Here is a 22,136-nt window from a genome sequence, read left to right on the forward strand (position 1 = left end):
ATGACTAATGCGCTCACTGTTTCAGGACTGACCAAGACCTATCCGGATTTTGTTTTGGATCAGGTCTCGTTTTCCGTCCCCAGCGGCTCCATTGTGGGGCTGATTGGGGAAAATGGCGCCGGGAAAAGTACAACCATCCATGCGGTCCTGGGCCTGATCCGAAAGGAGGCGGGCCAGGTCTACATTTTCGGGAAAGAGGGACTGGACGGCGATACCAAGGAAGAGATCGGCGTGGTCTTTGACGGCAGCAACTACCCCGAAATCCTCTCCCCCAGGAAGCTCAACGGAGTCATGAGGAACATCTACCGCTCCTGGGATGAAACGGCCTACTTCCGCCTTTTGAAGCAGTTTTCCCTGCCCCCGGACAAGCCCCTCAAGCAGTTCTCCAAGGGGATGAAGATGAAGCTGGCAATCTCCGTTGCCCTTTCCCACCACTCCAAGCTGCTGATCCTGGACGAAGCCACCAGCGGTCTGGACCCGGTGATCCGGGACGACATTCTGGATATGCTGCTGGACTTCGTTCAGGAGGAGGACCACTCCATTCTGGTGTCCTCCCACATCACCAGCGACCTGGAGAAGATTGCGGACTATATCGTGTTCATCCATGCAGGGAAAGTGGTCTTTTCCAAGCCCAAGGATGAGCTGGTGGAGCAGTACGGCGTCCTCAAGTGCGGCGCGGCGCAGTTTGACGCGCTGGACAAGGCCGGCATCATCGCGTACCGAAAAATGGACTATGAATGGCAGGTGCTGGTGGCTGACCGGGAGAAGATGCAGAAGAAGTATCCGAAGGCCATGGTGGTTCCGGCCACCATGGACGAGATCATGCTGCTCTATGTAAAGGGGGAGAAGTAATGAAAGGCGTTCTGCTGAAAGACCTCTATATCGCAAAAAGCAATATCCTGGTCACCGCAGTCAGTCTGGTCGTTCTGGGATTTGGACTGTCGTTCCTTCTGGAGACAAGCGCCCTGCTGGTTCTGGCCCCGGTGGCCTCCACCACCGCGGTTTTTATCAGCATCACCAGCGACGCCGCCTCCAAGTGGAACAAAAATGTGATCACCATGCCGGTGTCCAGAAGCCAGATCATTGGAGAGAAATTCATATTTTACATCCTGCTTGCCGTCCTGGGACTGATGACCGCGCTGATTCCCTGCCTGATTCTTGGGGCCTTCGGTGTTGACATGACCCTCCATTCCCTGTGCCTGTACGGGTCAATCGGCATCAGCGCCACACTGCTGGCCGGCGGCATCAGCCTGCCCTGCGCCTATCTGTTTGACCCGGAAAAATCCCAGATCGTGTTTATGATGTCCTTCATGGCGTCCACGGGGATCATTGTGGGGATCGTGCTGCTCACCAATCTGTTTCTTCCCGTGAAAGAGAATATCCTGTTGGCGTTTCTCATTGTACTTGCCATTTCCGCTGTCTGGTTCTTTATCTCCTATCGGGCCGCAGTAAAGGTATATCAGAAACGGGATATTACCTAAGCGGTTCCATCTTCCCTCCAGACCAGCGGGCGGCTGCGGCTGCTCCGCTGGCTTTTTTAAGAGGGAAAACATTTCATGACATATCCGCAGCATTTCATGACATCGGGGGTTGCATCCCTGCTCCTCTTTTGTTATTCTGAATTTATTGTGTTTTCCCCGCCTCCGGCGGGGAAAACACAATAAGAGCATCAAAACCGTGGTGGTGAACATGATAAAATTTGCGATCTGCGACGATGAACCCATGATGGCCCAGGAGCTTGCCAGCCGTCTTGCGGACTATATGAGAGAAAAATCAATCACCGCTTACGACCTCAGCAGCTTTCCCGATGGCCGCGCCCTGCTGGGTGCGGTTGATCGCTTTGATGTGATCTTCCTGGACATCCAGATGGAGCAGCCGGACGGCATGGAGACGGCCAGACTGTTGCGCCGGCGGGGGGATCACAGCCTGCTGGTCTTTGTGACGGTGCTGAAGGAGCTGGTTTTCGACGCGTTCCAGGTGGAGGCATACGACTATCTGCTCAAGCCCCTGGACAGCGCCCGCTTCCATCAGACAATGAATCGGGTGCTCCGCTCCCTGGAACAGAGGACAGCCGGGGACGTCGTGATCCAGAGGGGAACCGGCTGCGAGGTGGTTCCTCTGTCGGATCTTGTGTACTGTGAGGTATTGGGCCGGAAAATCTACCTTCACAAACGTGACGGGACAGTGAGCGATTACTACGACAAGCTGGAGGACCTGGAGCGGCGGGTGGACGGGCGTTTTTTCAAGTGCCATCGCAGTTTCCTGGTCAATCTGGATTATGTGCGCGGGTGCCAAGACGGGCAGGTTCTGCTGTCTCCGGGGGAACGCATCCCCGCCTCCCGGCTGCGGGAGCGGGAACTGACCCAGGCCCTTTTGCGGCATATGAAAGAGAGGGAAATTTGATATGGACTATTTCGTTCTGTTTCTGGACAGTTTCTGCCTCGTTGTGGGACATGGGGTGATGCACATGGTCTTTATCAGCCGCCTGACCGGGAAAAAGCAGAAGCTGTGGTGCTTTGCGGCGTACATTCTCCTCCTCGGCGTTGTCCAGCTTGTCTCAATCCGGCTTTCCCTCAGTGGGACGCTCTCCATTGTTGTTGGCGTGCTTGCACTCTATGTAATCAGCCGCTTTGGGATGGGAAACGGGCAATCCGTGTCCTGGCTGGCCGCCGTGCTGGCCTTCTACATCTCACAGCTCTCGTTCGGGATCATTAACTCCGTGGAGGCGGCGCTCTTTCCTCGCTTTATCGGAAGCCCGCTGCTGTATCTGCTGCTTTTAGCGGCACAGATTCTCTTCCTTATGCTGTGCGCCGGCTGCTATTACGCCGTGCTGAAGCTGCTGACCTGGACGGAGGACAGCCAGACGCCTTATATCGGACTTCTGCTGTTTCCAGGACTGTTTTTCTTTGCTGCGGAACTGTATATCCTCCAGACCGCCTACAGCTTTTTTGCCCCCGTCATTTCTCTGGAGGAGGTTGGAAAGCACGGTACGCTGCTACTCCTGCAGGTTATGGGGCTGGCGGCGCTGCTGTGTACCCTGTACGCCTACCGCCAGCTCTGCAAGGGCTTTCAAGCCCAGGCGGAGCTGCAATCGCTGACCCAGGCCGCGCGCGCGCAGAAGGTCTACATCACCGAGGCTCAGGCGCGCTACGAGCAGACGAAATCCTTCCGCCACGACATCAAAAATCACCTGTCCGTGTTGGACGGCTTGCTCAAAAATGGAACACTGGAGGAGGGCAGGGATTATCTGAGAAAGCTGGAGACCGTCTCAGAGGCCCTGTCCTTCCCGTACCAGACCGGCAACCCGGTGGTAGATATTCTATTGGGGGAGAAGCTGGGACTGGCGAAGGAGATTGCGGCGGAGGTGTCCCTGGTTCTTCCGAAGCCCTGCGGGATCGACGATTTTGACCTGTGCGTGCTCTTTGCCAACGCTCTGGACAACGCCATCACCGCCTGCCGGGCCAAGGATGGGGCCAAGGCCATCCGCATCAGCGGGAGGCGGCAGGGAGATTTCTACATGCTGGCCTTTGAGAACACCTGCTCGGATGACCCCCTGCCCCCGGCGGGGACCGGGCTTTCCAACATCAAGGCGGTGGCGGAAAAGTACCACGGGACGCTGCTGACGGAGAAAAAGGGACGGCAGTTTTATTTGAGTGTGCTGCTGAACATTTCGGACTTACAAGAACGCTATTGTGGCCACCATTAAATGTCATCGGCCCTCAAACTCGGCCATTTCGGACGGGCGGCAGCTTGCGGGTGCGGGGCAGCCGTAGTATAATAGTTTGTCATAATAGTAAGGGAGGTGGAGCTTCCATGCTGCGTATTGCCATCTGCGACGATGACAGCGGCGCCGTCCAATCCAACCGGAGCATCGCGGAGGACTGCCTGAAGCAATGCGGGAGCGCCGGTGAGATCACCGCCTATACTCACAGCAGCAATCTCCTCTGCGACATCACCGAGGACGGGTTTTTCTTTGACCTGGTCCTGCTGGACATTGAAATGCCCGGCAGCACCGGGATGGAGCTGGCCGGGAAGATCAGGCCCATTTTGCCCAATGTGAAGATCATCTTCATTACCTCCCATGTGGAGTACGCCATCGACGCCTTTGAGCTGTCCATCTTCCGGTACGTCCCCAAGAATGACATCGCCCGGCGGCTCCCTGGGGCGATCTGTGACGCCATCCGGCTGATCGAACTGGAGGAGGGGCAGTTTTACACCATTCAGACCAGCAGCCGCCTGGAGAAAATCCCATATAAGGAGATCCTGTTCCTTTCCCGGGACGGCAAAAACACCAGCATCACCACCGCAGGCGGGGCGGCCAAGGTGCGCAAGAGCTTACAGCAGGTCTATGAGGAGCTGGGCGCAGAGGAGTTTATCTTCATCGACCGGGGCTGCATCGTCAACATGATTCACGTCATGCAGGTCAAAGAGGGCATGGCCGTCCTGAAAAACGGCGCCGCCCTCCCCATCAGCCGCTCCCATCTGCAGGAAGTAAAGGCCCGGATCAACGCCTACTGGGGGGCGCACATATGACGGACGCGTTTCTGCTGCTCTCCGGCCTGTTGACCGGGGCGGTGCGTGTTCTGGTGGGCCTGACGCTCGTTCACCGGCTGCTGTCCATAAAAAGGCCAGACCGAAAAAGCATCGCGGCGGGACTGGCCGGGGCGCTGGTTCTCACGGTTTTGCTGTCCCTGCTCCATGCGCCGGATTTCTACCGGATGGCTCTGGAGGCAGTGCTGATTGCCGCCTGTGCCCACTGGCTGCAAGGGGCCGAGTTGAGAATGGGCCTGTTTGTGGGCATCTTTTACGAGATTGGCGTCTCCTTCTGGTCGTTTCTCCTGCCGGCCTGGATGGGTGTGCTGTTCCGCTCCCAGGACTTCCTCAATACCGGAACATTGGCCGGACAGTCCGCCCTCTGGCTGCTCCACGGGCTGCTGGCCGTTTTGGCGGTCTGGCTCTCCAGAGGTCGAGAGATTGACCGCAAATCCGCATTCCGGGCCGTCTCCGCGCTGGCGCTGGCGGGATTCCTCGGGGTTATTACGCTGTCGGAGCAGACGGTTCTGGCGATCCCCGACGACACCCTCTCTATGTGGACCATCCTGGCGGTGGTGCTGATGATGTCGGTGCTGGTGTTCAACATCAACCGGCAGTATGAGGTGGAAAAGGAGCTGGCAAAGCTGAAATCAGAGCAGGCCGAGCTGCTGGAACGGGACTATACCAACCTCAACCGGGCCTACCAGGTCAACGCCAAGCTGTTCCATGACTTCCACAACCACATCGGTGTCCTGCGGCAATTCCTCACCCATGAGAAGTACGGGGAGGCCGTCCGCTACCTGGATGAATTGCAGGCCCCGGTGCAGAACCTGACCGCCAACCTCTGGACAGGGGACGAGACGGCGGACTACCTGATCAGCAGCAAGGCGACCGCGGCGGAGGCCGATGGCATCCGGTTCCAGGCCCAGGTGGAGTTCCCCCGCCGCACCAACATCCGCAGCGTGGATCTGTGCGCGATTTTGGGGAACCTTTTGGACAACGCCATCGAGGCGGCCCGGCAGGTGCCCGACCCGTCGGGGCGAACGGTGGCCCTCACCATCCGCCGCATCCACCAGATGCTGGTCATCAAGGTGGAGAACAGTTTTTCTGCTGTACCCGTCCAGGAAAATGGCGAACTGAAAACCACCAAGACCGAGGGCGGTCTTCACGGCTGGGGCCTGAAAAGCGCCCAGACCGCCGCGGAAAAGTACGACGGCATGGTGCAGGCGGGCGTTTCCGGGGAGGTGTTCCGGGCGGTGGCTACACTGTCCTATCAGGGAATGGAGGATATTCATGAGTAAATACGACGCTTTGTGGGCCTATGTGCAAGAGGATGGAAGCCCGACCCTCAAATTGACCTTCGGACAGATCCAGGAGATCGCGGGCATCCCCATTGACCACTCTTTCCTGCAATACAAAAAGGAATTGACGGACTACGGGTATCAGGCTGGGAAAATCTCTATGAAAGAGCAGACGGTTGTTTTTAGAAAGATTTAGCGGAGAAACTATATGATTATTTTAATAATGGGAGCATCACACACTGGAAAGACAGTCCTTGCTCAGAAGCTGCTCGAAAAACATAAATATCCCTACTTATCAATAGACCATCTGAAAATGGGGCTGATTCGGAGCGGACATACGGAGCTTACTCCACTGAGCGCGGATGCTGACCTCACGGCATATTTATGGCCCATTGTTCGTGAAATGATCAAAACCGCCGTAGAGAACGGGCAAAACCTTACCGTCGAGGGGTGCTATATCCCTTTTGACTGGAAAAAGGATTTTGAGGGGAAGTATCTCGACCACATCAAATATGTTTGCCTGATTATGAGCGAGAACTACATAAGAAATCATTTTCCCGATATAAAGGGATACGCAAGTGTGATTGAAAATCGTTTGGATGACGATGGCTGCACAATGGAGGGCGTGCTTGCCGATAATGCACGGATGCTGGAATTTGCCCAAAAATATGCGATGAATTATGTGCTGATCGACGATGAATACGATATTTCCCTGGAATTTTAGCTTACCGGGCGCTTACCCTCTGTGGGTAAGCGCCCCTTTTCGCGGTCAAAACCCAACCGTTTGCGGACATTCCCGCACAGCGCCCGGTTTTCTGCTATGATGCAGATACATCAAAGGAAGCAACCGCTTCAAGGAGGAATCTGTTATGCGTCATGTTGTGATTCGCGGTATTCTGGCTCTGATCTGGCTGGCGGCGGCGGCCGTCAGCGGCGTGTCCGGCAATCTGGAGTGGGCCGGGCTCTACGTCCTGATGGGGGCGGCCTTCGGGTATTCCGCCTGCGTGTCCTGGAACAAGGCAAAGAACGATAAGAGGGGGAGCTGACCATGGACGGGAACATCCTGGAGCTGCAAAACCTCCGCGCCTGGTACAGCAAGGGGAAAAACGTGCTGTCCGGCTTCTCCCTCCAGATGCGGCCCCATGAGGTGGTGGGGCTGATCGGCCTGAACGGGGCCGGGAAGACCACCTTCTTGAAAACCCTGTCCGGTCTCCATGAGGGCTTCCGCTGTGACGGCATCCGCCTGAACGGCCAGCTGGTTACCTTCCGAGATAAGGGCTTCAAGCTGAGCCGGTATACCGTCTTTGCCGAGGACAACTCTTTCCAGTATTTCACCTTCCGGGAGTACCTGTCCTATGCGGCGGCGGCGTACAAAACGAAATTGCCCGACGTGGCGGAGCTGGTGCGGGGCTTTCGCTTTGAGGACTACACCGACACTCTGCTGAAAGACCTGTCCACCGGCAATCAGAAAAAAGTGTTCCTGATCACCGCCTTCGCCCTGAAACGGCCGCTTCTTCTGCTGGACGAACCGGTAAACGGACTGGACTTTCAGAGCACAGAGTACCTGTACCAGCTGATCGCCGGGTACAAGGAGTACGGGACGGTTCTGTTCTCCTCCCACATCCTGGAGAGCATCACCCTGACCTCCGACCGGGTACTGGTTCTGGAGGACGGCCAGATCCGCCGGAGCTTTGAGGGCGGTGAACTCAACGCCGCCAACATTCGGGAGGCCCTGCATGATGAAAATGAGCTTTGACGTCACCGCCAAAAAGCTGTTTGGCGTGCACTATGAGCGGCTGATTCGGACGCTCTTTCTGGATCTGGTAATCTTTTGGGGCCTGCACATCGCCGGGTTCCAAGTGGAGATTGCCCCCTCCATCCTGTACCTGATGTCCGGTGCCTTCTCCGCCGGGGTCATGTGGCAGGCTCTCTCCGCCGGGGACAGCCGGGCTAATCTGGAAAATATGTTCATGCTCCCCTTTGAGGGCCGGACCCTGGTGTTTTCCTATATGGCCGCCCTGGGGGCCTACACCCTGCTCACCCAAACCGCCGGCCTGCTGGCGGTGGTCTGGGCAGTCTCCGAATGGAGTTGGGCGGAGATTTTGGGCAGTATCCTCTGCGCCCTGGCCGCCATTGTGATCGTATCCTGTCTCTATCCCCTGCGCCTGGGCCGCGTGGACGCCTATGCCTTTTATGTCCGGCCAGCCAGCCGCGGGCGGACGGTCAAAGTCCACCGCCGCTATTCTGTGCGGCGTTATCTGTTCCGCTATCTGATGGCCCACAAAAATTATCTGGTCAACACCGCAGCTATGTGGGGCGTGGCCTGCGTCCTGCCGGTGCTGCTGGGGCAGATGGAGGCCCGGTTCGTCCTGCCCATCGGCTTTGCCATCCTCTCCCTGAACACCCCCATCTGCATCCTGCTGTCCTGCGACCCGGCCCTGGAGCGGGCGGTGCGGTTCCTGCCGGGGCAGGGCAAGGCGTTCTGTGTCCCCTATTGCCTGTTTATTTTCGGGTGCAATCTGGTGGCGGACACGGTTTTCCTGTGCAGCTGGCAGATCCAACTCGGCGGGATCGGCCCGCTCCACGCTCTGACGGCGGCGGTCTTCGCTCTGCTGAGCGCGTCCGGCTCCGTCCTGCTGGAGTGGTACTGTCCCATCCGGGGCTGGAAGATCGAGAGCGACCTCTGGCACCACCCGCGAAAATATGTTGTGCCCGCCGTCATGCTCCTGCTGGCCGGGCTGGTGGGTATGATTTGAACAGATTTTCTGCCTGGGCGGACGGAATCGCTCAGGCAAACTTTTTTCAAAAAGACAGTCCGCTGTAACATTTCGCGGACATTTATCTGTTATACTGCCCTTATCACCCAAAGGAGGCTGGGCCATGAAACGGATACTGATTGTGGAGGACGACGCCCTTTTGAATAAAACGTTAGCCTACAACCTGAGTTCTGACGGCTGGGATGTGACCCCCGCCCTGAATGCCAGAACCGCCGCAGCTCTGCTGGCCGGGACAGAATACGACCTGGTGCTGCTGGACATCAATCTGCCGGACGGGAACGGCTATGACCTGTGCGGGCTGATTAAGCCGGAGCACCCGGACACGGTGGTGATCTTCCTCACCGCCAACGACCAGGAGAGCGATCAACTCCGAGGTTATGAGGCGGGAGCGGTGGACTACATCACCAAACCCTTCTCCATTGGGGCCTTGCAGCGGAAGATCCGTGCCATGTTCGCCATGCTGGAGCACCACAGACCGGCAAAGGATCTCTACGACGACGGCAGGCTGTTCCTGGACTTCTCGGAGCAGTCCGCCACCCTGAACGGGAAGCCTCTGACTCTCTCCTCCATGGAGTACAAGATGCTCTACCTGTTCTGCAAAAATCCCCGCCAGGTCCTGACCCGGCAGCGGCTCCTGGAGCGGCTGTGGGACGTGGACGAGAAATTTGTGGACGAGCACACCCTGACCACCTCCATCAGCCGCATCCGGGGCAAGATCGAGGCGGAGGGCGACACCTATATCAAGACCATCTACGGCATCGGCTACCAGTGGACGGGAGGCGAGCGGAAATGAGGCGCGTTTCGGTCAAGACGATGTTCCTGCTGGTGGAAACCGGCGCGGCTGCCTCCATGCTGGTGCTCACCTTCCTCCTCTCCAACCTGACGGGCCAGGGGTGGGTGCTGCTGGCCGGCGCGCTGCTGACGGCCTGCGCTCTTTTTTGGATGTTCCTCCTGACGCTGTTTTTCGCCAGGCGGCTGTCCCGCTTCACCAACGACCTGTGCCAGACTATGGACAGCATGATCAGCGGCGGCCAAGAGCCGGCCAGAGCCGAAGACCGTGAGACCATCTTCGCCCGCATCAGCTACCGCCTCTCCCGGCTATATAACATCCTCCAGGAAAACCGGCGCAGGGTGGACGAAGAGCGGCGGGAACTGCAAACGCTGGTGTCGGATATCTCCCATCAGGTGAAAACGCCAGTGGCAAATCTGAAAATGGTGACGGATACCCTGCTGGCAAAGCCCGTTACCGAGCAGGAACGGCGGGACTTCTTGCAGGGCATCCGCAGCCAGACAGATAAGCTGGAATTTCTGGTGCAGTCTATGGGGAAAGCCTCCCGCCTGGAGACCGGGGCGGTCACCCTGGAAAAGAAGGACGCGCCGCTGCTGGACACGCTGGCCCAGGCTATGAGCGGCATCGTCTACGGGGCGGAGCAAAAGGGCGTCTCTGTGGAGGTACAGTGCCCTGACGACCTGCGGGTGTCCCACGACAGCAAGTGGACGGCGGAGGCCCTGTTCAATCTGTTGGACAACGCAGTGAAGTACACCCCGGCGGGCGGGAAGATCAGCGTATCGGTGGAGCAGTGGGAGATGTATGTCAAGCTGGATGTGGCCGACACCGGTAAGGGCATCCCGGAGAGCCGCCAGGCCGCTATCTTCCGGCGTTTTTACCGGGAAGAGGAGGTCCACGACCAACCGGGAGTGGGCATCGGCCTGTATCTGGCCCGGGAGATCATTTCCCGGCAGGGCGGCTATATCAAGGTGGCCTCGGAGGTTGGCCGGGGGTCTACCTTTTCCGTGTTCCTGCCCCGGCGATAAACTGTTCACAAAAAATTCACATTCAAAGCTCCAATTCGGACATTTCTGAGACATTTGGATTTTACAATCGCTCTGCAACAGGCGAGAACGTCCGCAAAATTTGCGTGTTTCCCCCGCCGGAGGCGGGGGAAACACAGATACAATCTCTGCGGGACAGGCGAACAGCCGTGAAAGGAGCAGACGAAAATGAACGTATTACAGACCATCGACCTGAAAAAGCAGTATGGCAGCGAGCCGAACATCACCCGCGCCCTGGATGGGGTCAACCTCTCAGTGGAGCAGGGGGAGTTTGTGGCCGTGGTGGGCACATCCGGCAGCGGCAAGTCCACCCTGCTCAATATGATGGGCGGGCTGGACACCCCCACCTCCGGTAGTGTCATCGTCCGGGGGGACGAGCTGGCAAAGAAGAACGACGAGGAGCTGACCATCTTCCGCCGCCGAAACATTGGCTTCATCTTTCAGAACTACAACCTGGTCCCCATTCTGAATGTCTACGAGAACATCGTCCTGCCGGTGGAGCTGGACGGGGACACGGTGGACCAGAAGTTCATGGACGAAATCGTCCACATGCTGGCCCTGGAGGATAAGCTGCAAAATATGCCCAACAACCTCTCCGGCGGACAGCAGCAGCGGGTGGCGATTGCCCGGGCCTTGATTACCAAGCCGGCCATTGTCCTGGCCGACGAGCCCACCGGCAACCTGGACAGCAAGACCAGCGCCGACGTGCTGGGCCTGCTCAAGCGCACCAGCACGCAGTTCAACCAGACCATTGTGATGATCACCCACAACAACGAGATCGCCCAGCTGGCCGACCGCATCGTGCGGATCGAGGACGGCAAAATCGTGGGCTGAGGGGGTGGCGGCGATGACTTGGCCTTTTGAAAACGACACCAGCGCGGTGGAGAAGAAGCTGGCGAGCCGCAGCATCAAAGCCGACAAGCGCCGGAGCGTGTTTGTCATCCTCACCATCGCCCTGGCCGTCTGCCTCATGGGGACCCTCTGCTTTCTCTACTCCGCCCAGCAGCTGAAAACCCTGGATGGTATTCTGGGACAGTATCAGGCCGGGTGCGTCGGGCTGACCCGGGAGGAGGTCGTCCGGCTTGCGGATGACGGCAGGTTTGAAAAATGGGGCTGTACCGTCGAGGCAGGAACCGCCCGCCATGAGGACAGCATTTTACAGGTCAGCTATGTCAGCCCGGAGATGATCGACCTGATGGGCTATGGCAGGATTACCGGGACCTATCCCCAGGGGGAAAACGAGCTGTGTGTGGAGCGCGCCTTTTTCCGCTACTTCGGTTTGCCAGAGGAGGTTGGTCAGACTGTCGTTCTGGACCTGGACGATGGGGAAAGGAGCTATACGGTCACAGGTATTCTGGAAACAGAGAACATCAGCCGTATTTTCACGGTTTGGATTTCGGAGACCGCCGTGGAGCCGGAGAGTCCCTATGAGCTGCGGTTCCGCTTTGCCGGGAGCCAGGGTATGGAGCCGGCCCAGCTTCGGGCGGACATTGAGCAGTTTTTTGCGGAAATGGGCATCCCGGAGGACCGTACCTTTTACAGCTCCAGCTACTTTGGCATGGTGGACCTCTACCTGGGAAACGGGATGGAGGTCTATGCCGCGGCGGTGCTGATTGCCGTGGTCTGCGCCATCGTGATCTACAACATCTTCTATATCTCCGTCATGGGAAAAATGCGGGAGTACGGCCGTCTGAAGGTGCTGGGGACCACGCCCAGACAGCTCAAGCGGGTGGTCAAGCGGGAGCGCCGCTTCCTGACCGCCATCGCCATCCCCCTGGGGCTGATTTGCGCCGCAGGTATTGCGTTGATCGCCGTTCCCGGCTACTGGTCCTGGGGGGACAACATCCGATCCGCTGTGGTGGTCTCCCTCCTGACCTATGGCACCGTCCTGATTGCCACCCGGAAACCTATGGCGATGGCAGGAAAGGTCTCCGCCATTGAGGCCATCCGCACCACCGCCTATTCCCAGCAGCAGGGCCCCAGCGTTTCCAGGCAGCTCCACCGCCGCCTGACCATGCCCCGTCTGGCCTGGATGAATTTCTCCCGAAACCGGAAAAAGGCGTTCGTTACCACCCTCTCCCTGGGCCTGACCGGGATTCTGCTGCTGTGCGTTTCCGCTTACGCAAATTCAGTGGACGTCAAAGAAATGGCCCAGGCCCAATTTGGAGACCGGAGCCAGTATCTGCTGCAATATGAGGACTTCGCGGGCCGGGAATTTGTGGAGATGCAGAGGGAGAACCCCTTGGGCCAGACTCTGCGGGAGGAGCTGGCCGCCCTGCCCGGCGTGGATTATATCACGGCCTACAGCCTGACCTGTGTGGAAATTCCAGCCATCAGCGCGATTCCGGGCAACAGCGAGCATGAACCCTTTGTTGTCAGGGGAATTTCCCGGGAGGATATGACGGAGATGTACGCGGGCAGCGGGGTTCTGGAGGGAACCGCGGACTACCGGCAGCTGCTGGACGGGGACGGCATCCTGGTCTGTCCCGCCGGCAGCGCGCTGAAGGAAATCTATCGGACCGGCTATCAGGTTGGGGATAGCATTACCGTTTCCTGCTACAACGGACAGTCCAAGACCTATACCGTCATGGGCATCGTGCAGGATGTTCAGATCGGCAGCTCGACTCATTTCTTCATTCTGCCCGAGGAGGAGCTGTCCACCCTTTATCCTGAGATTTCGGACTTTACCGGCTACGTCAATCTCCACACGGAGCAGGACAGTGATCAGCTGCGGCGGGCGGTATTTGGCGCCGTGTCCGACCAGCGGGTGGCGGTTTCCGGCCTGGACGACCTGTCCGCCGAGCTGGAGCGGGGCCTGCGGGGCGAGCTGGCCCGGGATTACGGCATTTTAGTCTTTATCTTTGTGTTTTCCCTGATTAACCTTGCCAACACCCTGATTACCAATCTGCTCACCCGCCAGCAGGAGTTCGGCGTGTTCCAGTCCGTAGGCATGAGCGACCGGCAGCTGTCTAACATGCTGTCCTTTGAGTGCCTGTACTATGTGGGGATCACGCTGCTGGTCACCCTGACTCTGGGGACGATGTGCAGTCTGGTTGTCTGTAAGGTATTCAATCAGATTGGCCTGTTCGGAACGCTCACCTACCATTTCCCGGCGCTCCAGGTGCTGCTGTTCGCCGCCGCGCTGCTTCTGGTGCAGGGGGTGTTCTCCGCCTGCGCGGTCCGCTATACCAGAAGGCTGTCTCTGGTGGAGCGGATCAAGGCGTTGGACTGACCCCGCCCGGAATGGAACGGTTACAGTCGAAGGAGGTATGTTATTATGACCTGGCCTTTTGAAAACGACACCAGTGCGGTGATTTATAAAATAGCATCTGCCAAATTGAAGTACAGCAAGCTTCAAAAAAGGATCTCAATCTTTGCAATCGCATTAGCTGCCATGCTCATGTCCGCGGTGCTGCTGTTGATTTCAGGTATCGCAGCAGTAAACAGAAGCGGTGGGAACAGCGTGACAGGCTCTTACCATGCGCTTATTTCCGGCGTTAGTCAGGAAGAGTTTGAGCGCCTTCAGGCAGAACAAGAGTCTGTGCTGACCGGTCTGACTGTTTCACTGGGGGGTATCAAAGCTGGAAATGGGAGACTGAATCTCTCATACTCCAATACCGATGCCCTCACGCTGAACGGCCTGACGGTATCTGATGGACGGATGCCGGAGGCGGAACACGAAATACTCATTGAAAAAGACTATTTGGATTATCTGAAGTTGGATGCAGGAATTGGTGACAGCATTTCGATTGCTATGCCCGGCACACAGGATGAAACGGTATTTTCGATTTGCGGGTACTTGGAGACAGCAGCTTCTGGAACCGGCAGGTCCTTGTACGCGGGGATCGTCTCTGAGCAGTATTTTTTAGCTCAAGGCGGCTGGGACACATTTTCTCCATCTGCCATGATCCGGGTAAACACCGGAACGGCCGCTTCTAAAGCGGAAATCGAAAAGCTGGTAGTGGAAATGCTTGACCACGCGGGAATCAGAAAAATCCCATCCTTCAACGAGGCGTACATCAACCTGTCAAAACCATCTCTTTTCCTGATTGGGACGGCGGCAGCTGGATTGGCGGTGATCATCGTGGCCTGTATCCTGGTGATCTATTGCATCTTCTACATTGCCATCGTCAACTCCATCAAGGAGTATGGGCAATTACGGACGATTGGCATGACAGGCCGGCAAATCAAACGGATGGTGTTTCGTGAGGGCTTTACGCTGTCAGCAACATCTATCCCCATCGGTCTGGCAGCAGGAACCATATTCTCCTGTCTGCTGATCCCGCAAGGGTTCCGGCCCGCCAGCCTGTTGTGGGTATGGCCTATGGTGATCGTCCTGATTTATCTGACGGTGAGGCTCTCCCTCCGAAAACCCGCCAGACTCGCCGCGTCCGTATCCCCCATAGACGCCTCCCGCTATATGGGACAGCAGAGCGGAAAAAAGCGGCAGGCAAGGCTGTCGGAGAAGATCTCACCGGTTATGCTGGCAAAAAAGCATATTTCCACCAACCGGAAAAAGAATGTGCTGACCGTCCTGTCACTGGTTCTTACCGGCGTCCTGCTTATGGGGCTGTCATCGGTGCTTTCCTCCATCAACGCAAGGGATATGTCCCTGTCAGGCTTCCCCAGGGGCCAGTTTATCATCAACATCAGTGACGAACGGCTGCGGAATGACCCGCTGGAGCAGGTGCAGGCTTCCGCACCTTTTACAGACAGTTTGAAAGATTCTCTGCGCATGGTTTCGGGTCTGGAAGCGATGACAGAATATCACTATCTCCCGGCAGCTTTTGCGCCAGAGGCGGCGGAATCCGAAATCTCGATTGTTGGCTTCAACCGTGACGATATGGATTTGATATGTGCTTGCCGGAGCAGCCAAGCCGATCTGGAATATAATGCCCTGGTGGAGCAAAATCTGTTGATTGTCGGCCGTCCCGATTCTCTGGAACGAGACTATGGGATTCGGGCAGAGGCCGGGCAAACACTCGAATTAACGATTTTTGATGGAAGTGACAGCTATCAAAGAAGTTTTACAGTTGGCGCTGTGCTTGATCAGAGAAAAATTGGCGGCAACAGCGATAAACTTGATATGCTGATGCTTCCGGTGGATGTTATGAATAATCTTGTGTCCTGCGACACCATGTACCAGCTCGCGCTTCGTGTCTCCGATGATAGGGAGGCACGGGCCGAGGCTGAGATCGACCAGATTTTGAAGGAAACCACTGGCCTCAGCGTGACGTCGCTATCCGCCGCCATTGCTCAGAACGAAAACTTTATACAGGGGATGAAGTTGGTTCTGACCGTCACCGTCGCTTTCATCGGCTGCTTTGCCATGATGAATCTGGTCAATACGATCCTCACCAGCGTGATTATCCGCCGGAAAGAGTTTGCCCTGATGCGCTGCGTAGGAATGTCCCAAAAGCAGCTGTCTTCTATGGTTCGCTGTGAAAGCCTGATGACTTCAGGGATAGGGCTGTTTTTCTCCGTGCTGATTGGCGGCGGCGTTGGCGCTGCCCTGTGTTCTCATTTGAAAAGTGGGCTGATGGTTTACCTGCACTATCGTTTCCCCTCTGAGATTGCCTTGGCTTACAGTACACTTGTTATTTTATCCGCGCTTACTGTGACATGGGCTGCACTGAAACATCAAAACAAACTGTCTCTGATAGAGCAGCTGCGCGTTTAATTTGGAGGTAGCGTATGACCTGGCCCTTTGAGAACGACACCGGCGCTGTTGTGAAGAAGCTGGCAAAGCGGAGCCTTGCCAGCGAGAAGCGCCGGAACCTGATGGTGGTCATCGCCGTGGCCCTGGCGGCAGTCCTGATCTCCTTTGCGGCAATTCTGTCCGCTTCTGTGGCGCAGATCCAGCGCAATCAGGTGGCCGACACCTACGAGGCGGTGTTCACCGGCGTGGAGGCGGACCATGTGGCGGCGCTGAAAGATCTGCCGGAGTTTGCCCGGGTGGGCGAATACTATCTGCTGGGGCAGGAGCATTCGGAGCAAGGGTACAACGCCTCCTATGTGTACTGCGACAGCGACATGATCCATATTGCCCGCAGCCAGATGGAGCTGGTAAAGGGAGCACTCCCGGTACAGGCGAACGAGGTCGCTGTCAGCGAATATTTCCTCTCCGCCTACGGCTCCCATGCCAAAATCGGTGAAACGGTTCGATTGGACACCGAGAGCTTTCGTGGAGACTACACCGTGACCGGTATTCTGTCCAACGTGGGAGAAAAGGAGGGAAACATCTGCGCCGTTGCGGTTTCCAAGGCGGCCTTGACCCGGTGGGGCGGATTTGATCCTGCCGGGTATCGCGCCTATGTGCATTTCCAGAACGCTGAACAGCTGAGCCAGGAGGTCATGACCGCCTGCTGCCGGGACATTGCCGCCCGGTATGGCCTCCCCCATGTGGGCATGAACAGCAGCTACTTCGCCTATGCGTCCAAGTCCATTGACTTTGCCGCCACCGGCGGCGTTGCGGCCCTGGCGCTGATTGGCGGCTATGTGGTCATCCAGAGCATATTCCGTATCTCCGTCCAGGATAAAATCCAGAGCTATGGGCAGCTGCGCACCATCGGGGCGACGTCCAAACAGATCCGGCGCATTGTCAAAAAGGAGAGCCGCCGGCTGGGCGGCGTTGGGATTTTCCTGGGCGTGCTGCTGGGCGTTCTCGGCGGGCTGCTCCTGTTTCCCAAGGGGTTCCACGGGCCTTACTATGGATTGGCTGTGCTTCTGACCGTCCTGGCCTGCTGGTTCATGGTGTCTGTCTCCGTCCGCAGGCCAGTGAAGATCGCCGCCGGTGTCTCGCCGCTGGAGGCGGTACGCTTTTCCGCCGGACAGGAACGGGTCCGCAGCCGGACGAAACGCATCAGGCTCAACCCTGTATCTATGGGACTGGAAAACTTCCGGCGGGACCGGAAAAAGGCGGTGAGCATCGCGGCCTCTCTCAGCCTGGGCGGCATCCTCCTGCTGATCGTGTCCTCCGTAGTTCTGACCCGCTCGCCGGAGCAGGCCGCGAGGCTGTACTTCCCGAATGGGGACTATAAGATATACCTGTCCTCGGAGCAGCCGGAGGAGGAAATCATGGCCGCGGGCAACCCGCTGAATGACGGGTTGCGCCGGGAAATCCTCTCCATAGACGGGGTGACGGATGTGCTGGTCACCCGCCAGTCTCTCCACGCAAAATTCGGGACCTCCGCAGGTACTGGGGCCGGTATGTGCGATGCTCTGACGGACGAAAACCGGCAGGAGGTGGAGGCCGCGCTGGTATCCGGCGCTATGCCGGCGGACGTCCACAGCGTTCTTCTGGCCGCAAGCTATCAAAAGGACCTCGCTGAGATGGATGTCGGGGCCGCTATGGAGCTGTCTCTGGGTCAAGAGACCGTGACCGTCACCATATCCGGCCTGCTTGACCCGGCGAGGGGGACAAGCAACGGACATGGAGCCCTTGGCTTGGATTCGGTGGCTTTGTTCGCGCCGGAGGAGCTGTTTTGGGAACTCCATCCTGAGATCGAAAACTTTGACTACTCCTGGAGCATTGTCAGCGACCCGAAAAAAGCGGAGCCTGTGGAAGCCGGTCTGCAAGAAATTCTGTCCAGCCGAAGCAATCTCGGGCTGGATACCATCGGGACGCGCATTGCGTATGAGAAAATGCAGAGCGGCCTTATTTTCGGCAGTATGAAGGCGCTCTCCTGGCTGATCTTCCTCTTTGGCGTCGTCAATCTGATCAACACGACCCTCTCCAACCAGATGTCCCGGAAGCGTGAAAACAGCATCCTGCGCTCCGTCGGCCTGACCGGCAGGCAGCTATGCCGGATGAACATTTGCGAAGGACTCTGCTATGCGGCCTTTGCCGCTCTAGCTGTCCTATTGATCGGTCTTCCGATTGCAGTTGTGGTGTGCCGGGAGGTCAGCCGGCAATCCTTTGCCGGTGAGATCGTGCCCTACCAATTTCCGATACTGGAAATGAGCCTGTTTCTCCTGGTGCTGTTCGGCCTGGAAGTTCTCCTGTCCGCCTGGACGGTCAGCAGGCAGAGAAAGCAGTCCTTGGTCGAGCAGATGCGGGCGGTGGAATAGTGTTCCCGCAGAACATCTCATGACGTTCAGAGAGCATTTCGTTACAAGAGCCTTGAAGCCGTACGCTCCACCCGATAAACTGATCAGCGTAAGAGCCCTATTCTGCGTAAGAACTTCAAGGAGGAATGAGTTATGATGCCGATTTCCAGTGTGAATACCGGTGCGGTCCAGCCTTTGACAACCGCTGAGAAGGTGCTGGGAGCGTCCAAGGGCCAGAAGCCCGAGGAGGAGGTCCAGGGCCGTCCGCGGAAGCCCGTAATGGATGAATACATTCCAGAGGAGCCCCAGGAGCCGTCCGGCCGCTATTGGATGGGCAAGGATGAGGATGGCCAGCCCAAGATCTACTTCGACGACCCGGAGCGGGCGGCGGACGCACCTGAACAGCCGAAGGGCGCCCCTGAAGCCGGAGAACCCGATCCGGCGGGCCAGGGCGCGAAGGGTCCCGAGGGGAAAAAGGGCAAGGACGAGGTCTGGGAGGGCAATACCGACGAGGTGGACCGGGAGATCGAAAAACTGAAAAAGAAGCAGCAGGAACTGGAGCAGCGGCTCAACACCGAGACCGACGAGGCCAAGCTCAAGGATCTGGAGCGTCAGCTGGCCCAGGTGGAGCGGGAGCTGAAGCAGAAGGACAACGATACCTACCGGCGTCAACACACCACAGTCAAACAGCTCTCTTAATTTCTGGAACGCGGCGGTTTTCGAACACCGCCGCGTTCCTCTGTGCAGATAAACTATTTTAAGGAGATTTTGAACATGGAGGATTGGAACATCCTGTTTGCATCGTTCCAGGAACACAAAAAAGTGTCATCGTGATCCTCATTGCAGCGGTGATAGGGGCCGCATTGGGGGTGACAGCTTTTTATCATGGCTGGCTTGGCTGAAGATTGGCCTTGCACTCTTCTTTCCTGATGAGCATAGTTGCCTCCACAAGCTTTTTCATCCGCCGGGCAGACCGGTTGTTTACCTTTTATTGTCGTTCAAAAGGGATTTGCGGATTATATTGAGCGGAAGCTCATAATATGACCGATCAAAAAGAGCGGCAAAATAACGCTTGAGAAAGAGAGCGGTATCTGCTATACTCGTGGTGCAGCAGTGTGCTCTCTTTCTTTGCGGGAAAGGAGCCGAATCGTGAGAAAGAATTGGAAAGGCAAAGAATAAGGTATGCAAACAACCTTCAGCCGGTCATTGGCAAAGTGCCTCTGCGGGATGTGCGCCCCACGCACCGCAGGAACATTCTGGCTGGAATGGCTGCCGGTTACGCAGGCTCAACCATCCGACAAGCCTATATCGCTATGGGTACTATGGCTCTGCTGTGACGGATGATTCACTGGTTAAGGAGATGTAAAGCAATATGAAATTAGGCATCGTGGGTCTGCCCAACGTGGGCAAATCGACCCTGTTCAACGCCATCACCAACGCCGGCGCGGAGAGCGCCAACTATCCCTTCTGCACCATCGACCCCAACGTGGGCATGGTGGCCGTCCCGGACGCCCGGCTGGACAGGTTATCCGAGATGTACCACCCGAAAAAGACCACCCCGGCGGTCATTGAGTTTGTGGACATCGCCGGTCTGGTGAAGGGAGCCAGCCGGGGGGAGGGCCTGGGCAACAAGTTTTTGGGCAACATCCGGGTCACCGACGCCATCGTCCACGTGGTCCGCTGCTTTGACGACGACAACGTGATTCACGTGGAGGGAGCCACCGACCCCATCCGGGACATCGACACCATTGACCTGGAGCTGGTCATGGCCGACCTGGAGATGGTGGAGCGCCGCATCGACAAGGCGAAAAAGGCCGCCAAGGGGGACAAAAAATTCCTCCAGGAGGCCGCCGACTTTGAGGGCCTGCGGGACTGGCTCAACGATGGAAAGTCCGCCCGGAGCTATACGCAGGTGGACATCTCCGCAGAGTACCCCGACTGCGAGCTGCTGTCCCTCAAGCCGGTGATCTATGCCGCCAACCTGGACGAGGACGGCTTCTCCGCCCCCTCCGCCGTCCCCTACTACGCCCAGGTGGAGCAGCGGGCCAGAGAGCAGGGAGCCCAGGTGATCCCTGTGTGCGCCAAGCTGGAGGCGGAGATCGCCCAGCTGGCCCCGGAGGAGAAGCAGCTGTTTTTGGACGACCTGGGGGTGGCGGAGAGCGGCCTGGACCGGCTGGTGAAGGCCAGCTACACCCTGCTGGGCCTGATCTCTTACCTCACCTCCGGGGAGGACGAGTGCCGGGCCTGGACCATCACCCAGGGCACCAAGGCCCCCCAGGCGGCAGGCAAGATCCACTCCGACTTTGAGCGGGGCTTCATCCGGGCCGAGGTGGTCTCCTACGACAGCCTGATGGCCTGCGGGACTATGGCCGCCGCCCGTGAGAAGGGGTTGATCCGCTCCGAGGGCAAGGAGTACGTGGTCCAGGACGGGGACATCATCCTGTTCCGGTTTAACGTATAAGCGGAGGACATCGCCGTGAACATCTATTTTGATCTGTTCCTCACCTTTGCCAAGGTGGGGGTGTGCACCTTCGGCGGAGGCTACGCCATGCTGCCCATCCTCCAGCGGGAGGTGGTGGAGAAGAAGGGCTGGGCCACCGACGGGGAGCTCACCGACTACTTCGCCGTAGGCCAGTGTACCCCCGGCATCATCGCCGTCAACACCGCCACCTTCATCGGATTTAAGTACAAGGGCATCCCCGGCGGCATTCTGGCCACCCTGGGGGTGGTGTTCCCCTCCCTGATCATCATCACCGCCATCGCCGCCTTCCTGTCCAACTTCGCAGACATCCCGATGGTGCGCCACGCCCTGGCCGGCATCAACGCCGCCGTAGTGGCCCTGATCGCCTCCAGCGTGGTAAAGCTGGGCAAATCCACCCTGAAAAACGGGGCGGCCATCGCGATTTTTCTGTGCGTGCTGGTCCTGGCTGCGGCGGGCAGCCTGACCGGCTTCGGTACGGGGACGCTGGCCTCCGTGATGGAGCTGGCCACCTCCCCGGCAGTGCTCATCGTGCTGGCCGGACTGACCGGCTGGCTGGTGTTCGGGCTGGGCAAGAAGGGCGGTGCGGAGAAATGATCCTGCTGAGGCTGTTTTTTGAGTTTGCCAAGGTGGGCCTCTTCGCCGTGGGCGGCGGACTGGCCACCATTCCCTTCCTCCAGAATATGGGCGCCCAGACAGGCTGGTTTACCGACACCGATCTGACCACCATGATCGCCGTGTCCGAGTCCACCCCCGGCCCCATGGGGGTGAACATGGCCACCTACGTGGGCTTTGCCACGGCGGGCCCGCTGGGCGCGGTGGTGGCTACGGTGGGGTTGATCACCCCGTCCATCATCATTATCATGATCATTGCCGGGTTTTTGCAGAAATTCCGCCAGTCCCGGACGGTGGACTCCGTCTTCCAGGGACTGCGCCCCGCCTCCACGGCGCTGATCGCCTCCGCCGGACTGTCGGTGGCCCTGTCGGTGCTGGTGGCCGCAGGCGGGACGGCGGAGCACGCCTTCTCCGTCCGCTGGCCCGCGCTGGTCCTGAGTCTGGCGGTGTTCCTGTGCATGCAGAGCAAGCGGCTGAAGAAGCTGCATCCGGTGGTCTTTATTGCCGCCGCCGCAGTGATCGGCGCGGTATGTCAATTTTGAATGAGGT

21 protein-coding genes are annotated in these 22,136 nt (G+C 57.9%); all 21 read left to right on the forward strand.

Going from position 1 to position 22,136, the window contains the following annotated elements:
- The 21 genes from VV088_RS20905 (at position 1) to VV088_RS21005 (ending at position 22,129) form a co-directional block, all read left to right on the forward strand.
- Positions 1–852: an ABC transporter ATP-binding protein gene (locus VV088_RS20905; protein ID WP_334602584.1), complete on the forward strand. Its 852-nt coding sequence runs from the start codon at positions 1–3 to the stop codon at positions 850–852.
- The gene (locus VV088_RS20910) at positions 852–1,481 is read left to right on the forward strand and encodes an ABC-2 transporter permease (RefSeq protein ID WP_334602585.1); all 630 of its coding nucleotides are present in this window, start codon (positions 852–854) and stop codon (positions 1,479–1,481) included. Before VV088_RS20905 ends, VV088_RS20910 begins: the two co-directional genes overlap by 1 nt.
- Before the next feature lie 208 nt (positions 1,482–1,689).
- Positions 1,690–2,403 carry a LytR/AlgR family response regulator transcription factor gene (locus tag VV088_RS20915; protein ID WP_334602586.1) on the forward strand — a complete coding sequence of 238 codons (714 nt, stop codon included), beginning with the start codon at positions 1,690–1,692 and terminating at the stop codon, positions 2,401–2,403.
- Between the two features lies 1 nt (position 2,404).
- On the forward strand, positions 2,405–3,706 hold the full coding sequence (locus VV088_RS20920; RefSeq protein ID WP_334602587.1) for a sensor histidine kinase: 1,302 nt from the start codon (positions 2,405–2,407) through the stop codon (positions 3,704–3,706).
- 107 nt (positions 3,707–3,813) lie between these two features.
- The gene (locus tag VV088_RS20925) at positions 3,814–4,533 is read left to right on the forward strand and encodes a LytR/AlgR family response regulator transcription factor (protein WP_334602588.1); all 720 of its coding nucleotides are present in this window, start codon (positions 3,814–3,816) and stop codon (positions 4,531–4,533) included.
- Positions 4,530–5,834 (forward strand): sensor histidine kinase, encoded by a 1,305-nt coding sequence (locus VV088_RS20930; protein ID WP_334602589.1) that lies wholly within the window; start codon positions 4,530–4,532, stop codon positions 5,832–5,834. The genes VV088_RS20925 and VV088_RS20930 overlap by 4 nt, the downstream gene beginning before the upstream one ends.
- Positions 5,827–6,030: a hypothetical protein gene (locus tag VV088_RS20935; RefSeq protein ID WP_334602590.1), complete on the forward strand. Its 204-nt coding sequence runs from the start codon at positions 5,827–5,829 to the stop codon at positions 6,028–6,030. Before VV088_RS20930 ends, VV088_RS20935 begins: the two co-directional genes overlap by 8 nt.
- Positions 6,031–6,042: 12 nt before the next feature.
- The gene (locus VV088_RS20940) at positions 6,043–6,558 is read left to right on the forward strand and encodes an AAA family ATPase (protein WP_334602591.1); all 516 of its coding nucleotides are present in this window, start codon (positions 6,043–6,045) and stop codon (positions 6,556–6,558) included.
- A 145-nt stretch (positions 6,559–6,703) separates the two neighbouring features.
- Positions 6,704–6,880 carry a hypothetical protein gene (locus VV088_RS20945; RefSeq protein ID WP_334602592.1) on the forward strand — a complete coding sequence of 59 codons (177 nt, stop codon included), beginning with the start codon at positions 6,704–6,706 and terminating at the stop codon, positions 6,878–6,880.
- Between the two features lie 2 nt (positions 6,881–6,882).
- Complete coding sequence (locus VV088_RS20950; RefSeq protein ID WP_334602593.1) at positions 6,883–7,590, forward strand: ABC transporter ATP-binding protein; 708 nt, start codon at positions 6,883–6,885, stop codon at positions 7,588–7,590.
- A complete protein-coding gene (locus VV088_RS20955; protein ID WP_334602594.1) occupies positions 7,571–8,590 on the forward strand; it encodes a hypothetical protein in 1,020 nt (339 codons plus the stop codon). Before VV088_RS20950 ends, VV088_RS20955 begins: the two co-directional genes overlap by 20 nt.
- A 124-nt stretch (positions 8,591–8,714) precedes the next feature.
- A complete protein-coding gene (locus VV088_RS20960) occupies positions 8,715–9,404 on the forward strand; it encodes a response regulator transcription factor (protein WP_334602595.1) in 690 nt (229 codons plus the stop codon).
- Positions 9,401–10,426, forward strand: coding sequence for a sensor histidine kinase (locus VV088_RS20965; protein ID WP_334602596.1), 1,026 nt, complete (start codon positions 9,401–9,403; stop codon positions 10,424–10,426). The genes VV088_RS20960 and VV088_RS20965 overlap by 4 nt, the downstream gene beginning before the upstream one ends.
- Positions 10,427–10,612: 186 nt before the next feature.
- The gene (locus VV088_RS20970) at positions 10,613–11,278 is read left to right on the forward strand and encodes an ABC transporter ATP-binding protein (RefSeq protein ID WP_251317034.1); all 666 of its coding nucleotides are present in this window, start codon (positions 10,613–10,615) and stop codon (positions 11,276–11,278) included.
- A 13-nt stretch (positions 11,279–11,291) separates the two neighbouring features.
- Positions 11,292–13,676: an FtsX-like permease family protein gene (locus VV088_RS20975; protein WP_334602597.1), complete on the forward strand. Its 2,385-nt coding sequence runs from the start codon at positions 11,292–11,294 to the stop codon at positions 13,674–13,676.
- Between the two features lie 45 nt (positions 13,677–13,721).
- Positions 13,722–16,124 (forward strand): ABC transporter permease, encoded by a 2,403-nt coding sequence (locus tag VV088_RS20980; protein WP_334602598.1) that lies wholly within the window; start codon positions 13,722–13,724, stop codon positions 16,122–16,124.
- A 14-nt stretch (positions 16,125–16,138) separates the two neighbouring features.
- Entirely contained in the window at positions 16,139–18,514 is a 2,376-nt protein-coding gene (locus VV088_RS20985) for an ABC transporter permease (protein WP_334602599.1), read from the forward strand.
- Positions 18,515–18,646: 132 nt separating this feature from the next.
- Positions 18,647–19,192, forward strand: coding sequence for a hypothetical protein (locus VV088_RS20990; RefSeq protein ID WP_334602600.1), 546 nt, complete (start codon positions 18,647–18,649; stop codon positions 19,190–19,192).
- A 673-nt stretch (positions 19,193–19,865) separates the two neighbouring features.
- Positions 19,866–20,954, forward strand: coding sequence for a redox-regulated ATPase YchF (gene ychF, locus VV088_RS20995; RefSeq protein ID WP_334602601.1), 1,089 nt, complete (start codon positions 19,866–19,868; stop codon positions 20,952–20,954).
- 15 nt (positions 20,955–20,969) lie between these two features.
- A complete protein-coding gene (locus VV088_RS21000) occupies positions 20,970–21,569 on the forward strand; it encodes a chromate transporter (RefSeq protein WP_334602602.1) in 600 nt (199 codons plus the stop codon).
- A complete protein-coding gene (locus tag VV088_RS21005; protein WP_334602603.1) occupies positions 21,566–22,129 on the forward strand; it encodes a chromate transporter in 564 nt (187 codons plus the stop codon). Before VV088_RS21000 ends, VV088_RS21005 begins: the two co-directional genes overlap by 4 nt.
- The last annotated feature ends 7 nt before the right edge of the window (positions 22,130–22,136 follow it).

The organism is Lawsonibacter sp. JLR.KK007 (assembly GCF_036941135.1).
In the GTDB taxonomy this organism is placed as follows: Bacteria; Bacillota; Clostridia; order Oscillospirales; family Oscillospiraceae; genus Lawsonibacter.

Bases quoted from the DNA above. Each gene is read 5' to 3' on its own strand.
- VV088_RS20915 (WP_334602586.1), top strand. From the start codon at position 1,690: ATGATAAAATTTGCGATCTGCGACGATGAACCCATGATGGCCCAGGAG.
- VV088_RS20980 (WP_334602598.1), top strand. From the start codon at position 13,722: ATGACCTGGCCTTTTGAAAACGACACCAGTGCGGTGATTTATAAAATA.
- VV088_RS20985 (WP_334602599.1), top strand. From the start codon at position 16,139: ATGACCTGGCCCTTTGAGAACGACACCGGCGCTGTTGTGAAGAAGCTG.
- VV088_RS20965 (WP_334602596.1), top strand. From the start codon at position 9,401: ATGAGGCGCGTTTCGGTCAAGACGATGTTCCTGCTGGTGGAAACCGGC.
- VV088_RS20975 (WP_334602597.1), top strand. From the start codon at position 11,292: ATGACTTGGCCTTTTGAAAACGACACCAGCGCGGTGGAGAAGAAGCTG.
- VV088_RS21005 (WP_334602603.1), top strand. From the start codon at position 21,566: ATGATCCTGCTGAGGCTGTTTTTTGAGTTTGCCAAGGTGGGCCTCTTC.
- VV088_RS20935 (WP_334602590.1), top strand. From the start codon at position 5,827: ATGAGTAAATACGACGCTTTGTGGGCCTATGTGCAAGAGGATGGAAGC.
- VV088_RS20950 (WP_334602593.1), top strand. From the start codon at position 6,883: ATGGACGGGAACATCCTGGAGCTGCAAAACCTCCGCGCCTGGTACAGC.
- VV088_RS20925 (WP_334602588.1), top strand. From the start codon at position 3,814: ATGCTGCGTATTGCCATCTGCGACGATGACAGCGGCGCCGTCCAATCC.
- VV088_RS20940 (WP_334602591.1), top strand. From the start codon at position 6,043: ATGATTATTTTAATAATGGGAGCATCACACACTGGAAAGACAGTCCTT.
- VV088_RS20955 (WP_334602594.1), top strand. From the start codon at position 7,571: ATGATGAAAATGAGCTTTGACGTCACCGCCAAAAAGCTGTTTGGCGTG.
- VV088_RS20905 (WP_334602584.1), top strand. From the start codon at position 1: ATGACTAATGCGCTCACTGTTTCAGGACTGACCAAGACCTATCCGGAT.
- ychF (WP_334602601.1), top strand. From the start codon at position 19,866: ATGAAATTAGGCATCGTGGGTCTGCCCAACGTGGGCAAATCGACCCTG.
- VV088_RS20960 (WP_334602595.1), top strand. From the start codon at position 8,715: ATGAAACGGATACTGATTGTGGAGGACGACGCCCTTTTGAATAAAACG.
- VV088_RS20970 (WP_251317034.1), top strand. From the start codon at position 10,613: ATGAACGTATTACAGACCATCGACCTGAAAAAGCAGTATGGCAGCGAG.
- VV088_RS20930 (WP_334602589.1), top strand. From the start codon at position 4,530: ATGACGGACGCGTTTCTGCTGCTCTCCGGCCTGTTGACCGGGGCGGTG.
- VV088_RS20945 (WP_334602592.1), top strand. From the start codon at position 6,704: ATGCGTCATGTTGTGATTCGCGGTATTCTGGCTCTGATCTGGCTGGCG.
- VV088_RS20920 (WP_334602587.1), top strand. From the start codon at position 2,405: ATGGACTATTTCGTTCTGTTTCTGGACAGTTTCTGCCTCGTTGTGGGA.
- VV088_RS20910 (WP_334602585.1), top strand. From the start codon at position 852: ATGAAAGGCGTTCTGCTGAAAGACCTCTATATCGCAAAAAGCAATATC.
- VV088_RS20990 (WP_334602600.1), top strand. From the start codon at position 18,647: ATGATGCCGATTTCCAGTGTGAATACCGGTGCGGTCCAGCCTTTGACA.